The organism is Trichormus variabilis 0441, from assembly GCF_009856605.1.
Lineage (GTDB): Bacteria > Cyanobacteriota > Cyanobacteriia > Cyanobacteriales > Nostocaceae > Trichormus > Trichormus variabilis.
On record NZ_CP047243.1, the window covers coordinates 22,461 to 39,184 of the forward strand.

A 16,724-nucleotide genomic window follows, 5' to 3' on the forward strand; every position below is an offset into this window, starting at 1 on the left:
TTAAAAAAAATTTAGATGGTTTTATCAAAAAAAATTATTTTTTAGTCTCATAATTTCTTGGAAGTTGGATTCTTTGCAATATTTCTACTCGCCACTGTACTACTTCAGGCAAATTTGTACTTATTAGCAAACATGGTTCCCACCAAACTCTAGCACTTTCAAACTTTCCTAGAGCCTCTTGTGTTTTGGCTAACAGGCAGTATGTATCTACTCTTTGTAAATCTAAACTTTGGGCTTTTTCTAAATTTTTTTCAGCTTCTGCATACTTCTTTTCTTCATACTTCGCCCAACCTATAGTTTTATATAGTGCTGCTTTTAATTCAGGTTCTTCAGCTTTTTGTAATCCCTTATTGGCTATATTAATAGCAGCTTCATATTGTCCCTGTATAACCTTTATTCGTGCTAAATTACTTACAGCATCTAATGCTAGATCACTACTTTTTATAGCTAGATTATATTGTTGTTCTGCTAAATCATATTTGCCCAATTCGTCATAGAAACTACCTAATCCATAATGAGATTCCCATTTATTCGGTTTGAGTTTAAAAACCTCTTTATAACTGTTATTTACACATTCAATGTCTTGTAGTTGCTGACATATTAACGCTAAATTATTATACGCGCTACCATTCTGAGGATTGTATTTAATAGATAACTCATAATATTGTCTAGCTCTTTGGGGAGAAATATCACGTCTAATCCCTTGCTCCAGATAAAAATTTGATACTTGTTTTGCTATATCAGGTTTTATTTTAACTGCTTGCTGAAATTTGTTTTGAGCCTCATCAAGCTGATTCTGTTCTAAAGCTTTCTTTCCTTGGTTTAAAAAACTTTCTGCTATTACAGGTTGTAAAAATATGTATGAGGCTAAACTAACTAATAAAAATATACTAACTATACTAATTTTAAATATATGTGAACTAATTATTCGATGAACTTGAGAATGCCAAGGCAGATTTTCTAATCTTTCTAAAATAATTTTAGTGCTTTGTGGACGTTTTCCCGGTAGAGGTGACATTAACTCATCCAAAAAATCAGCAAAAGGCTTATCAATTTGAGGCGCTTTATTTCTCCAGATTAGTTTGCCCGTTTTTTTATCAGTTGGTAATTGCAACAAGGACACCCCAGTAACCAAACGGACAATAGTTCGACCTAGTGCATAAAAATCCGACTGAGGCACTGCTCTACCGTTAATTTGTTCTAATGGACTGTATAAAGGCGAAATTACAGTTGTAACTTCGTAGTTCCCTATAGTTGTATCTGTTCCTCCACTGGCACTAATTTTCGCTAAGTAAGTATCTGTAATTCGCCGAGCCGTCCCAAAATCAACTAATGCTAATTGTCCATTTGGTTGCAGAATGATGTTAGCTGGTTTTATATCTCTATGAAAAAACTCATTATGATGTATTACATCAAGAATTTCTACTAATTGTTTAGTCCATTCCCAAGCAAGATTTTGTGTAATCTTATCGTGGCTCTTTATCCAATCATCTAAATTCTTGCCTTCAATTTTATCCATCAACAAACAACGTAACTCTAGTGGACTATTATGCGGCGTGAATGTAAAAAAATCATTTATGTTACATTTAGGTATGTTTGGATACTTAATTAACTGTAAAGTTAGAAATTCTTGCTCAATCAATTCTCTATATTTAGAAGAGTTCCATTTTAAAACTTTCATCACTCGCCGTTGATGAACAGGATACTCTTGAGTCCGCCTATCCTCCACTTCAAACACCTCAAAGTAGTTCTGGGGATCGAAGCTTAATTCTCTTAATGGTTTTAGTAGACGGATGCGATTATTAATTATAAGTGGAGTCCCACAGGCAAGACAGACTTCTGCATTGTCCGGATTTTTTCGTTGTTCACATAGGGGGTTTATGCAATAAACTGACATTTTGTCCAGTCTTTAATAACTTTTCCGATTAAATATAAAGTTTTGTATCTCATCCTCAATATAATTCTAGATACAGATTTAGCATTTTACTTTATGTGCAAAGCTCTTGAGTATAGATAGTTTCTGTATCTCTCTCAATCTACGCTATTTTTTACATTGTTAAGGTTAAATTTTCGTATATTACTCTTAAAGTATGGAGTAAAATAGCAATTTTTATGACTCATAATCTAGATATAGCAAGACTTTAAGCTTTTTAGTACCCACCATACTTTTCCTAAAGTATGGTCTTGCTAAATTTCTTTGATTTTAATATCTAATACAAGTCAAGGTTTTTATAAACAAAAACTAATCATTTATTTATTTGTCGGTATAGAATAAATTTTCAGCATTATTGTCGGTAGTCTATGTAAAACCAATATTTTTCTTTTTTACTTCCTCTACATTACTTATTATTCTTTTTTCAGAGTAATATTTGATGGTTGAGATAGTAGGAAATTTCTCTTCATAAAATCAGCCAAATATCACCATACTTTTCAACTTCACGGGAACATATTCCGAAAAATCTAGTATGATTATTGTCAAGTTGAGCTACGCCTAACACCAGTACTTGTATGTCAAAGGCACTCTATGAGTATACTTACTGACTCCAATGAAACTAGTCATTTGCCGGACTCTTGTTCTAGCACTTTGGGAAAACAAAATTTTCATAATTCCTTATTTTCCGTGCCGGAGGCTTTTGAGTTCTCTTTAGTAGTGGTAAATGACTTGGTGTTTGCCAAAAGAGGCAAATATTTAACTGACGCTGAACTAGTTGTGATGCGGGGAGCGCTCAATAATTTAGATTATGAGGAGATCGCCCACAACTCAAATTATACTGTGAACTATTTGCAGAGGTGTGTAGCTCCTCTGTTATGGGATACTCTTTCTGAAACTATTGGCAATGGCGATCGGGTAGGAAAGAAAAAACTGCGGCAAATATTAGAAGAACTTAACCAAAAGTATCATATCCAATCTCCTTTTGAGCCATATCTAACTTTATCCTCTAGTGATAATTCATCTTTAATCATTAGAGGGCAACTACCCGAAATATCTAACTTTTATGGACGAATACATGAACTCAACCTTCTTAAAGAATTGATTTTTAAGCATCGTTGCATAACACTTGTAGGGGTAGCTGGAGTCGGAAAATCCTCCTTAGCGACTAAATTAATAGTAGAATTAAGCAAGAAACCTCGACGGCAATTTGATGCTTTAATTTGGAAATCACTATCTCATATTCCTTCACTTCCAGAGTTAACGCATGAGCTAATTGCTCTGATTCAACCATCTTTAATTCCTGAGTTACCCTTATCTAGTTCTACACATAACTTGATTTCAATATTAATTCAACAATTGCAATCTTGTCCCTGTTTGCTAGTGCTTGATGGTTTTGAAGCTTTGTTTCAAAGAAGTAATTTTACAGAACGTCTCGAATATAGCATTTTTTTAAATCGTTTAATTGATGAAGCTTCTCCTAGTTGCTTACTTTTAACTACTCGAATTTTACCTGATGAGTTAAACATTCTCATCAAAAATAATCCATCTACTATTAAGGTTTTTAAAGTTAATGGACTAGATATAGATGCAGCGACACAACTTTTATCAGATTTAGGATTACAACAGGAAGAAAATTATCAATCTCTAATCAATACTTATTGGGGAAACCCTTTAGAGTTAAAAAATGTAGTTAGCCGAATTGAACGTTTCTTTAGTGGTAGCACTCTAAAGTTTCTAGAGAATAAAACTACTCTTATTAGCCTTCAACTTCAGACGATGCTTAATGAAATGTTCGGTCAGGTCTTAAGTGATCTTCAACGCCGGATTATGATCTGCATAACCGAGGATTTAGTCTTAACATCTCAGCCAATCAGTTTTGCTAAATTATTAACCCGATTAAGACAACTCCCTAATTTACCAGTGTCAACATCAGAATTGATAACAGATTTAGAAAAACTTGAAAGATTATCATTAATTGAAAGTGGAAAAGATAATACTACTAAAGAAATTACTTTTACTCTGCAACCAGTCGTTAAAAAATATATTAATACAGATCCAGCAGGTTTAGTACATCCCTCTGAGCAGTTCACCCCCTATTCCACCACCACTCAAAAAAATACTCATGCTCATTAAATCAATTCGCAATTCGCAATTCGCAATTACGTGTTTTAACGGGGATTTAAACCCCGCCACAACACTTGCGGCTTGATAGAAGCCGGGGACTTAAACCCCTACACTTTGTTAAACTCTTACAGATGCACTTCTATACACTAGATGGCAGCACATTACAGTTCATTGCTTATGTACTACTGACGAACTCAAAGGGCAATTATCAAAAGCATTTGATGGCGCTTGCTCTTCAAATCATTAGTTAAGTAATTATAGGTTCGTGTTGAATGAACCTAATCAATAAGTTTTCCCGCGTCAATCCCTACATCATGTTAATCTACCAGGGTTGGCTTAAGAAAAGAAAAACCCTTACTCAATAGGGTAATTTTATCAAAGTTAACACAACAGGAGGTAATTTACTAAAGAATCAGCCTTTACCAGATGCGAAAAGACCCGAAGTTTTGTAAGATCAAGCTTGTCAATATTACGTAAATAGGAGAAAAGCAGAGAACACATAAAAATGTAGGCAAAACCTACTAAGGAGTAGAGCTTTGCCTGGAATCCGGACAATTGAATAACTTCAGAGCGAGGTTGATCTCGGACTGACAATGAAAGTGGGGTTTAAAGTTTGGCGACTTGCATTCCACTGACTTGTCAAAAAGATGCCACGCTGCTTTGCTTTGCCAATTATAGCTAAAAAGGGGAAGGTAAGGACAGGTTTTGCTGACCTTTTTTTGGCGAATTGGTGAAAAATTTTATATTTTTTTTAGTAAATTTTTGTAAAGCAGCATCATCAATTCGCAACGCCCTACGGGTTCTTGCTACGCAATTTAGAGCTTCTCTACGTTTGCGTAGTGTGTCGCAGAAAGAGGCTGCGCCAATGGAACGAGGCTAACACCCCAAGGCGAAAAGCAGCGAATTGAAATCAACTCTCTCTGAGACTTGAAAACCAAGTTATCGGAGGAATCTACCGTGAAAAATAACCAATACCCACAGTCGGGTATTGGGGATCAATTGCTGTCAAAAGAAATTGAATACCCCAATAATCTCACCGCCGCCGAGTACCACGAGCTAGCGGTGGGCAGCGCCATTCATCCATCACTGATTGAGCGTAACTTTTCACATATTGAAGGTGAAACAGTTTACGAATACCTGTTCACTTCTCCTGAGATTCCGCGTAAAAATGCGGGTCGGGTGACAGATGGATTCTTAAAAGCATATCTGCACCTACTAGCGGGAGGAATGTGGATATCGGGACTAGACCCGCAGCGTAACTGGCAACCGATGGAGTGGGGACGATTCAAACCCTCCAACCCCCGCATGGATTGGGAAAAAGGCAAGCCAGTTAAGTACGAATCGCCGCCGAAAGTTGCCAACCGAGTAACTTACTTTGATGTACCGGATTATATTTGGGGGTTGGTAGCTAAACGTTATAACATCAAGCGATATCACTCATCCCTCTCCCGCCGATTACAAGATAAACTCCGCGCACTGATATTCTGGGAATGGGTAATCGCTAACCCGCAAATTCCCGTCATACTTTGCGAGGGTGAGAAGAAGGCCGCTTGTTTATTGTCACTGGGATTTGTAGCGATCGCACTCCCCGGTATTTGGAACGGACGGGTAGGACGTAGGGATTTCGACGAGAGACTACATCCAGACTTGCTACCACTAGCGCAGCCGGGGCGGAAGTTTCAAATTTTGTTCGACTACGAGACAAAGCTAAAAACCCGTTGGTCAGTTTATCAGGCAACAGTTCGCACGGGCAAAGCGATTGAAGCGGCAGGATGTGTGTGCGAGATAATTCAATTGCCAGGGCCAGAGAAAGGTGTGGATGATTTCGTGGTGGCGCGAGGTGAAGATGCCAATGCACTGCTAACCGCGATCGCTCATGATGCGCTTTCTCTTAAAGATTATCAGCAATCATTTTTCGTCAAGCATCGCGGGCTAAGGAAGTACAAACCAGATTTGGTTGTGAATGAACGCTACCTAACCCAAGCACTTGTAGTTGAGGATGAACTAACCGACGCACCGCAGCCACCAGTAGAAAGTATCGTCCAGTTAGAACAAAATAATATTGTTTATGAAGATGATACACAACAACTATTACTAGAGTTTTTCCCACCAACACCGAATATACAACCGCAAATATTACCTCGAAAGGTCACACCAACCGAAACTCAAATTAACGCTCCTGTTGGTAAAAACCGGAGATTACTGTTACCAAAATCAGGATTAGTTGGTTTGAAAAGCGGTATGGGAACAGGCAAAACCGAGTTGATGGCTTGGTGGCGCGAGATTTACCCCACCCAACGATTTCTCAACAATGGGCATCGGGTCAATTTACTCAAAAATTTAGCCCAGCGCTTGAAAACTCTCATGTATTCTGAAGTTGGTCATGTAGGAATGGCTAAGGCTATTGCCCTGTCCATTACCATTGATAGCCTTTATAAATTAAATACCGAAGCCCTAACCTATGGGTGCGTCTTCATCGATGAGGCTTGCCAGTATCTCACCCACCTATTACTAAGTAAGACTTGCAAAGAACATCGTGCAGAAATTTTAGAGGTTCTACAGTATATTGTCTACAATTGCCCTTTAGTCATCATTGCTGACGCGCATTTAGATGATATTACCATCGACTTTTTTCGCGCCATGCGCCCTGTTGGTGAACAACCATATGTTGTGGAAAACCAATGGCAAAACGGCGATCGCACTATCTACTGGTATGAGGGAGATAATTCCTCAGCCTTGGTGGCCAAAATATCTGCGGCGGTGATGACTGGACAGAAAGTTATGGTGGTTTCTGACTCTAAACGATTTATTAAGAAACTTGAAAAGTCACTATTGACTTTACAAACTGTGGTACAGTCCGATGCGAGTCCTGGGGTTGACATTAACCCAATATCTAATTCTCCACCACCTCAAAGCCGAAGCAATTTACGAGTTTGGTCAATTCATTCTGATAATTCAGGCAGCGAGGAAAATGTAGCCTTCATCAAAGACATCACCAACGCCATCAAGAATATAGATATCCTCCTCACTTCTCCCAGCCTGGGGACTGGGGTTGACATCTCGCAGTATCACTTTGATGCAGTGTTTGGTGTATTTCACGGAGTTTCGCAGACAGCCACCGAATGCGCTCAACAGCTTTGGAGGTATCGCCCAAAAGTCCCGCTTCACGTTTGGGTGGCCCCTAAACCCCCATTTGGATACCTCGACACTAACCCGACTAAGATTAAAGAACGGCTGCTACAAACTAACGAGATTACGGCTTTCTTACTGCGGATTGACCGAGAAACAGGTAAGCGCGGGGCTGAAAAAGACTGGGCGCTTGAGGCTTACTGCAAAATCAAATCTGCTCGTCATCAGTCGATTAATAACTTACGCACCGACTTACGCGAATTGTTGAAGCAGATGGGCAATCAAATTGTACCAGTGGGTGACGAGCTTGATGCCCCAGCTTGGGAATTACTCAAAACTGCGGCGGACGCTCTCGATACTGCTCATCATCATGCCGTCGCCAAGGCCAACAACATTTCCAAAAGTGAGTATCGCGCTCGTCAAAGCAAGGATTACCTCTCACCCGAAGAAGTCTACGAGTGTGAGAAGTTCCGCATCCATGATTCCTACGGTATGGAAGTTACGCCAGAACTTGTTGAGCAAGATAACGGTGGTCGGTTGGTTGGAGCGATCGCTGCCCTCGAAGCCATCCTTTCACCACCAAGCGAAACCATTGATGATAACGGTAAACAGTACCCTATACCACCTGATCTTGTCACCAATAAAGATAGAGCCGAACGAGACAAATTACCATTCTGTATGGACTGGGGCAATTATTCGGCGCGTTGGCTGGCACGTTTTAACCTGGGGCTGCACCACATCCTGACTCGACTTGTCGCTCTTGAGGAAGTTACGGCGGACGACCAACAGCTATTGAATATGTCGGCGATCGCCGTTGATTGCGCTGCCCACATCAAAGCCATCCTTGGCTTTACTGTCCCGCCTGACCCCAAACCGATTTGGTTGCTGGGAATCTTGCTTGACCAACTGGGACTGAAGCTGACTTATCGCAAGCAGGGGCCACGGGGTCAACAGGTGAAACTGTTCTCTCTTGCCAAGAAAGAATTAGATTTTGCATTACAAGTGATTGGTCACAGGCAAGCCAAAAGAGCCGAAAATCAAGCACAACAAGAGGCATGGGGGCAGGGAGCGGGGAGCATGGGGGAGAATTTCATCTCTAACACTCAAGACTTAGAATCAAATAGTTGCAACAAAGGTGCAATCTCTTTCCCCCTGCCCCCTGCCCCCTGCGCCTCTGCCTCTTCGGTATTCACCCCCCCCATAAATGGTATAGGAAATTCCCCTTATCAGGAGGGGGAGACTACAGCCTCCGAGTTAGAGAATCAGGGGATAGATGAGGATTCACTGATTGATAGAACCACCGTACTTCACTGCGTGGAAATGCTGCGTTCTGGTATTTCTCAAGGACTAGAAGCAGTCAAAGGCATTCTCCGACGTTGGGGTGCTGACTTGCGGTGGATGGTCGTGCTGGAGTGGGAAGCGATCGCAGAGGCTGAGGTGCGATCGCTCGAAACGTCTGTGCCGGAATTGTACTCGCTGCTAAGTGAAGATGTGTTGCCGATGGAGGCATAAGCATGATCGCCTTGTCTCCTTCTGCGAGAAAATTACTTATGAGAATTACATTTCTGATAAGTAAATGTCTCGCCCAAGAGTCCAATCCTTGCTTTTGACTACTCCGCCGCCAGTGACCCTTCACCCGGCAGCCGTCTACTTGGCTGGGCTGGCACTAGGGTCGAGACTCACCATCGAACAAGCGCTCAATGCGATCGCCCGACTAATTTCCAATGGGGAGTGTGATGCTTATACGCTCAATTGGGCAGCTTTGCGCTATCAGCACACGGCGGCGATTCGTACTGCCTTAATGCAGAAATACGCCCCAGCGACAACGAATAAAATGCTGTGTGCATTGCGTCGCGTACTCAAAGAAGCACTGCGACTGGAATTAATGGATGCTACGGATTACGCCAAGGCTGTAGATTTCAAAAATGTAAAAGTCAAAAGAAAACTCAGAGGTAGAGCGTTAACATCGGCAGAAATTGCCGCACTGATAGAGGTATGTCTTTGTGACCCCACACCGTGCGGTGTCAGAGACGCAGCTTTGATTGCCATACTGCGCGGTGCTGGGGTAAGACGGGCAGAGGTGGTGAATTTGGAGTTGAGAGACTTGAGCAGTAACGGCGCTTTGGAAATTCGACAAGGTAAAGGAGATAAAGACCGCACAGTATATCTGCCAACGGCGGCAATGGCATTGGTAGAAGATTGGCTACGGGTAAGAGGTCGCAAAACAGGAGCGCTGTTATGTCCGATTCGCAAAGGCGGACAAGTACAACTAAGGAGGATGACCCCACAGGCGGTACTGCTAATTGTACGTAAACGCGCCAGCGAATCAGGGGTAGAGTCCTTTTCCCCTCATGATTTTCGCCGGACGTTTTGCTCAGACTTGTTAGATTCTGGTACAGATATTGTCACTGTTCAGAAATTAGCCGGACACGCCTCGCCTGCAACCACGTCCAAGTATGACCGTCGCGGGGAAGAAACTAAACGTCTTGCTGTGGAAAACTTAAGTATCCCTTACACTCCTCGTCAAAGCAATTTGTAATTGACAATCTTTTAGCTTTTGCAATTAACAACCAAATTGCACTTAAGTACCATTGGCTGTGTCACGCACACGTCACTCACGCCATTGAGCGGGGGACGAATCCAACTTTAGTCAAAAAAACGCTAGGACACAGCAGTTTAGCCATTACCGACTGTTATCTCAAAGCCAAGCTCAACGATAATATTTCTTTAAAATTAATGGACGTTTAAAGCTAATTGGGTTGTGTCTCACCATAAAACAAGACAAAAGTCAATGCCCTTATTTTTATCTTACTGAACTAATCACAAAAATATTTATACTGATAAACGATGGCAGAGATTGTATACCAATCAAAAAGCTTGCTGATACTGTATTTGTTTTTTAGCTACTTAGAAGTCAAATGTTAGCAATATTATACTAGTACTTTCGTGCTATTTTTTTTAGTACTAAAGTGTCTCACTCTTGAAATTGACTTATTTAACAATGTGCGTATCCCTCAAACAAATCGTTCAGGAGAACGAGATGCGTACAAACTACCCATATCCCGAAAGTTTTTCCACTTCAGCAACCGTAACACTTCCCCCTGGCTCTAAGGATGAAAAAGCGAAAAAAAGGACACTTGCACTCATGGGAGTGACTGGTGTGCTGATGATTGCAGAGATGTCCGTCCACAATATATTGATGGGTGGATTTATGATTGGTGCGGCTATGATCATTGCCTTGCCGAAACAGTCTCAAGCGTTATTCACTAATTTTGACAAAATACAGCGAAAGTATGGAGTTAACCTCTATGCTGTTTTGTTTGCATTGTTAGCAGTGGTTTGTGTGCTAGATTTTGCATCTGCTCCAGCTAATGCTCAGTTTTTTAATGGCGCTCAAACTTGGATGAAAACCGCTTTTAGCCGTGCAGGAGGTGGAGGTGCTGGAAACCAAATAGAAACAGTTATTAATTTATTTTTCAATGTATTAAGAGGGTTATTCCTTTTATATGTTGGTATTAGTTTAGTTCGCATCATTCAAGCAGCCCGAAATGATGAAGATTGGGTGCGATTCGTTTAACTGAAACCAGTAGAAATACTGGGGGATAGTTAGCTTGGTTTAAAACCATGACAACTGAATGATCATGTAGGTGAAAGTCCTACTCCGTAAGTGCAACGGTAAAAGCACTTCCCCTATTCGGGAGACTGGTTATCAAACGAGTAAAGCGGGGAAGAAGGGCAGACTTCTGAGAGCCGTACTCAGCAACCTGTCTAGCAAGAACCCATGAGTAACTATATGTGAAGACGCGATTGAACCATCGTTACGTCGGATGGGCAACGACGGCTAATCAGCCCAAGCCAAAAGGCAAGGAAATAGGGAACTGGCGATTCCAGTCTCGACCAGTCAGCACTTCCCTCTAAACCCGGTGGAGAGCGTCACTCTAAAGGTTCAATCAATGGTCATTCGGAACGAAGTAATCCATCTATGCGCTCTTGAGTTTTTAGCACTCAAGTAGGGAACCACCCACAAGCCATAAATGGAAGGGAATGTGTCAAAAGCCAAAGCCCAGAGTAATGCCTGGGATATGCAGACAGACACACGACATTTTGGAAGGTATAGTCTCCACTAGCAGTAATATGTCTAAAGCCGAACCACAGTTCAGGATGGAATCAGAACAAGACAAACCGCACAAACCCCGAATTGACCCGACCATTCAATGGCAGTCCATTCCCTGGAAGAAGCTGGAACGTCGAGTTTACAAGCTGCAAAAAAGAATATACCAAGCCGCGAATCGTGAAGATGTCACTACAGTTCGCCAGCTTCAGAAAACCCTACTCAAGTCCTGGTCAGCAAAATGTATTGCGGTCAGAAAGGTAACTCAGGATAATCAAGGGAAAAAGACGGCTGGGGTAGATGGTGTCAAACTATTAACACCCCACCAACGTTTGCAACTGGTTAAACGTCTCAAACTCTCTTCCAAAGCAAATGCTGTGCGAAGAGTCTGGATACCAAAGCCTCTAACCCAAGAAAAAAGACCTCTGGGTATTCCCACAATGTATGACCGTGCATTGCAAGCCTTAGTCAAAATGGCACTAGAACCCGAATGGGAAGCACGTTTTGAACCTAATTCTTATGGCTTTCGACCAGGGCGTTCGGTGCATGATGCAATTAGTGCAATTTATCTTAATATCAAGCAAAAGGCAAAGTATGTGCTAGATGCTGATATTTGCAAGTGCTTTGAACGCATCAACCATGAAGCATTATTGACAAAACTGAACACATTTCCCAGCCTACGCCGTCAAATCAAAGCATGGCTCAGGGCTGGGGTGTTAGATGGAGATAGTTTATTTCCTAACCTGGAAGGGACACCACAAGGAGGCGTTATATCTCCTTTGCTGGCAAATATTGCCTTACATGGGTTAGAAAATCAGATTAAGATGGCATTTCCGCGAATAGACCGCAAAATTAATGGTAAGAAGCGGACAATTCGACCACCAGCCTTAATCAGATATGCAGATGACTTTGTGGTCATCCATGAAGACCTCTCCATAGTTCAAAAATGTCAAACTCTAATTGCTGATTGGTTAAAAGGCATCGGACTAGAGTTAAAACCAAGTAAAACATCTTTAACTCATACTTTCCAATCTTATGAAGGAAAATTGGGTTTTGACTTTCTCGGATTTCATATTAGGCAATATCCCGTAGGAAACTACCTAAGTGCCAAAAATTCGTATGGTCAGTTACTTGGATTTAAAACCCTGATTACTCCAAGCAAGGATAAGTTGAAACAGCATTTGCTTCACATCGCCCGAATAATTGACACCCATGCTCTCTCTCCACAAGAAACTCTCATCAGTAAATTAAATCCTGTGATCAAAGGGTGGGCAAACTTTTATTCTATCGGTGTCAGTAGCAGAGCTTTTTCAAAAGCGGACTTTTTAACTTATCAAAAACTGCGTGCTTGGGCTACTAATAGATGTACTCACAGTAGTAAGCACGAAATTGCTAACAAATACTGGAGAGTAGCTCAAACAAATAAATGGTGTTTTAGTACACCTGATGGTCATCAGCTTATTAAGCACAGTGATACCAAAATTATCAGACACGTCAAAGTGAAAGATAATCGCAGTCCCTACGATGGAGATTGGGTTTACTGGAGTTGCAGAATGGGTCATCACCCAGAAGCGCCTACAACAGTTGCAACTTTATTAAAAGAGCAACAAGGTAAATGCGCTCATTGCGGACTCTTTTTCCGTGATGGAGATTTGATGGAAGTTGACCATGTTATTCCTAAATCTAGAAAAGGGAAAAACTCTTACAACAACCTCCAATTACTCCACCGCCATTGTCACGATACTAAAACTGTTACAGATGGGTCAATCTCACGTTCAGTTTTAACACAGGATTATCTAGAGGCTCATCCCTTTTAAATATCTCTGAGTCAAAAGCGGTACTTATGAAAGAAGCCAATTTGTTGAGGAGCTGGATGAGGGGAAACTCTCACGTCCAGTTCTGTAGAAGAGTTAAAGAAAGTGATTTCTTTATCGACTTCATCCAGTCGCTAGCAAGAACTCCATTAATTATAGTTTTGGCTGTTTTTTGTGGCGATTTAATTACTACATTAATTGTAGGAACAACTACACCTTAGTACAAGAAAAGGGGAGGATTTTTATGTATATTTTCTCCCCATCAGCCCGGATTAAGTCTCTATTTAATAACTTTTTTGAGTCAAGTCGCTGCTCTACGTTCGCGGAAGCGTGTCGAAGACAGACGCTACGTGTTAAGCGTCGGCGCAGCCTCTCCGACAGGAGAAGCTATGCCGCAGGCTTTACGCTCCAATTCAAAATTATTTTTATTCTTCCTAACAGAATTTTGCATTTTGAATTAAAAAAAGGTCAAGATGTCACAACAACGCTCTTTTCGCACGGTTAACAGAATTTTAGGAGAAAGACCAAGATTAGGGCCATTTCCCGCCGACCAAATATTTCCTTGGACATTGATAGCAGTAGGAAATGTCTTCCTGTTCAATTATTTACTTAAAGCAAGTTGGTTAGCTACTGGATTGGCGATCGCATGGGGATGGGCATCTTGGTGGACGATATCTACAAATAAAGATTTCTTTGGCAAATTTGTTAGCACTCCGCGAATTAGTCGGGGATATATGAGACACAAACCAATTCGCAATTCTGAAGAACCTTAAATTTCAGCTATTAATAAAGTTATGCCAAAATCTTCTAAAAAAGTTAAAGATAAATTAGGGAAAGGTAAGTTAGAAAATGAGCAGATTAGTGTTGTCAAAATGCTCACTCCTTTTGAAGATATTATTCACTTGGCGGGAATATGTGATCTTAGCTTGGGAGGGCGACAAGGTATAGGAGCATTAATTCTGAAAAAGGGTGAAAGTATTCAAATTAAATTCGGCTTTGATTGCTTGGGTATTCATCCGAACTTACCAACAGAGCAAATGTTAGCTATTTTTGAGGGGATAGAAGCTGGACTAAAAGAAATACCAGAAGGCGAAAGCTTAACAATACATTTAGGTTCATTTACTTCCGATTACAACAGACAACAAGAACTATCAACCTTAGAATCTAATTGCTCTATCGACCAATTAAAATTATTGATTCGTAGTGAGAGATTAAGAACTAAAGAACTAACACAAAGCGGGATTAGGAAGAACAAGTTTCTCAGACTATGGTGTACTTATACTGTAGTGGCTGACGATGAACGGAAGAGTGATTTTATCGAATCTATTATTAGAAAATTAGAGAAGGGCTGGTTTAGTTTTACAGGTGAAATTCATGCCATAAATAATACAAGGATAGAAAGCATTCTGCAAAATTCATTTAATGATGGATTTTTGCAGTGGTCAGCTATTCTTGGCAACAAGATGAAGTTAGGAATTAGAGCTTTAAGCCCCGAAGAAATCTGGTCAGTCATTTGGCAGCAATTTAATCACTCTGCTCCTCCGCCCATTCCTAATCCTTTAAAAATTGACTCAGATGGACTAGTGGAAACTCAAACAAGTGACTTCCATATCCGTCATTTAATGCTAGAGAATGAGCAATCTGTGCCGTTCTTTGATAGGAAATGGGTCAAGATACAAAATAAATATATTGGCGCATTGAACTTTAGCCAAAAACCTGGGGGGTGGTATGACGAACAAGCACAGTTAAGATATCTTTGGGAACTAATTTCTAGAGATAGTATTTCTGATACCGAGATAATTTGTCAGCTAACTAAAGCTAATCAAACTATCTCTAAAACCAACTTGCAACGCATTACTAAACAATCAATTACTAATACTTCTCTATCTACAGAGAAAGGAAATATTGATGTTAAGTCAGGGATGAACATTGAGGAAGCTGTAGAGGCGCAGAAGACAATATACAAAGGTAGTGTTGTCATATATACAGCAGTAGCTTTTCTCGTTCACCGCAAAACCACTAGGGAATTAGATGAGGCTTGCCGATATCTAGCAAGTTACTTTCTGCGTCCGGCAGTAGTTGATCGGGAAATTGAGTGTGCCTGGAAGATATGGTTGCAGTGCTGTCCTATGGTATGGGAACCACTGTTAACCAAACCGTTTAACCGCCGACTACCTTACTTCAGTTCAGAAGCACCAGGGCTGATGCCATTGATTCGGACTACTAGTGGTGATCTCACTGGATTTGAGTTAATCGCCTCTGAAGGTGGCACACCTGTACACCTGGATTTGTACCAAAACCACAAAAATTTGGCTGTGTTTGGTGCTACTCGTTCAGGTAAATCTGTTCTGGTGGCAGGTATTCTTACCCCAGCCCTAGCACAAGATATTCCGGTAGTGGCACTAGACTATCCTAAACCAGACGGTACTTCTACTTTTACCGATTACACCAATCTGCTGGGTGTTGAGGGGGCATACTTCGATATTTCTAAGGAGTCAAACAATCTTTTTGAGCTTCCTGATTTACGCTCTCTAGATGCAGAACTGAGAAATGAACGATTGAACGATTTTAAGGAATTTCTCTCGTCTGTGCTGATGACGATGGTGATTGGCACTAGTACGCTTGGTGTCAGCCCCTCAATGATCACCAATATTGAGTCAATCATTGCGTTAACATTAAAAACGTTTTTTAATGATGATGAAATTAAATTACGTTATAAACTTGCAATACAAAATGGCTTTGGTAGTAAGGAATGGAACGAAACTCCCACCCTCAAAGACTTTTATAATTTTTGTTCTCCTGCTTTCATACAATTAGATTCTATTGCTAGTAATAGTCAAGAGATTAGCGAAGCATTAAATCAAATTAGACTGAGAATAAATTATTGGTTAAATACCAGGGTAGGGCAATCAATTTCTCAGCCCAGTAGTTTTAGAACTGATGCTAAGTTGTTAGTGTTTGCACTGAGAAATCTATCTAGTGAAGCTGATGCGGCGATACTTGCTCTTAGTGCTTATGCAGCAGCTTTACGCCGCGCACTTTCCTCAAAAGCTTCAATCTTCTTCCTTGATGAAGCGCCAATTTTATTTCAATTTGATGCGATCGCTGACCTGATTGGGCGATTATGTGCCAACGGTGCTAAGTCTGGTATTCGCGTCATACTTTCGGCTCAAGAAGCTGAGACTATATACCAAACTAAAGCCGCACAGAAGATATTTAGCAATATGACTACACGCTTAGTAGGCAGGATTCAATCATCGGCTGTTGATCCGTTTATTGTTCGCTTTAAATATCCCCCCGAAATTATTAGGGTCAACAGTACAGAAGCTTTTTATCCAAAAAAGGAGGGGATTTTTTCTAATTGGCTCTTAGATGATAATGGCAAACTCACATTCTGTAGATATTATCCGGCTTACTGTTTATTAGCCTCCGTTGCTAATAATCCTAATGAGCAGGAATTACGCAGTCTTTTTCTCAAAGAATACAAAGATAATCCTCTGCTTGGTTTAGTCAAGTTTAGTGAGGATTACATCAGGATGATTCGGGGAGAAAATTTATCAGACTTGGCTAAAAGGTTGATTTTAAAATCAAATTCACAGCAGGTAGTGTAAGT

9 protein-coding genes are annotated in these 16,724 nt (G+C 40.8%); 8 read left to right on the forward strand and 1 reads right to left on the reverse strand.

Going from position 1 to position 16,724, the window contains the following annotated elements; translation table 11 throughout:
- Window positions 1-34 precede the first annotated feature (34 nt).
- A complete protein-coding gene (locus GSQ19_RS26505; RefSeq protein ID WP_011316306.1) occupies window positions 35-1,897 on the reverse strand; it encodes a protein kinase domain-containing protein in 1,863 nt (620 codons plus the stop codon).
- A 627-nt stretch (window positions 1,898-2,524) separates the two neighbouring features.
- Here GSQ19_RS26505 and GSQ19_RS26510 point away from each other — a divergent pair.
- The 8 genes from GSQ19_RS26510 to GSQ19_RS26540 all read left to right on the forward strand — a co-directional run bounded on the left by GSQ19_RS26510 (window position 2,525) and on the right by GSQ19_RS26540 (window position 16,722).
- Complete coding sequence (locus GSQ19_RS26510; protein ID WP_011316307.1) at window positions 2,525-4,066, forward strand: helix-turn-helix domain-containing protein; 1,542 nt, start codon at window positions 2,525-2,527, stop codon at window positions 4,064-4,066.
- Between the two features lie 948 nt (window positions 4,067-5,014).
- Window positions 5,015-8,698 carry a plasmid replication protein, CyRepA1 family gene (locus GSQ19_RS26515; RefSeq protein ID WP_011316308.1) on the forward strand — a complete coding sequence of 1,228 codons (3,684 nt, stop codon included), beginning with the start codon at window positions 5,015-5,017 and terminating at the stop codon, window positions 8,696-8,698.
- Between the two features lie 64 nt (window positions 8,699-8,762).
- Entirely contained in the window at window positions 8,763-9,725 is a 963-nt protein-coding gene (locus GSQ19_RS26520) for a tyrosine-type recombinase/integrase (protein ID WP_011316309.1), read from the forward strand.
- 501 nt (window positions 9,726-10,226) lie between these two features.
- Entirely contained in the window at window positions 10,227-10,763 is a 537-nt protein-coding gene (locus GSQ19_RS26525; protein ID WP_011316310.1) for a hypothetical protein, read from the forward strand.
- Window positions 10,764-10,981: 218 nt separating this feature from the next.
- Window positions 10,982-11,104: a hypothetical protein gene (locus GSQ19_RS30350; protein WP_255449114.1), complete on the forward strand. Its 123-nt coding sequence runs from the start codon at window positions 10,982-10,984 to the stop codon at window positions 11,102-11,104.
- A gap of 243 nt (window positions 11,105-11,347) precedes the next feature.
- Window positions 11,348-13,114, forward strand: coding sequence for a group II intron reverse transcriptase/maturase (ltrA, locus tag GSQ19_RS26530; protein ID WP_104010087.1), 1,767 nt, complete (start codon window positions 11,348-11,350; stop codon window positions 13,112-13,114).
- Window positions 13,115-13,584: 470 nt separating this feature from the next.
- Window positions 13,585-13,884 (forward strand): hypothetical protein, encoded by a 300-nt coding sequence (locus tag GSQ19_RS26535; RefSeq protein WP_011316312.1) that lies wholly within the window; start codon window positions 13,585-13,587, stop codon window positions 13,882-13,884.
- A 21-nt stretch (window positions 13,885-13,905) separates the two neighbouring features.
- Complete coding sequence (locus GSQ19_RS26540; protein ID WP_011316313.1) at window positions 13,906-16,722, forward strand: type IV secretion system DNA-binding domain-containing protein; 2,817 nt, start codon at window positions 13,906-13,908, stop codon at window positions 16,720-16,722.
- Window positions 16,723-16,724: the final 2 nt, after the last annotated feature.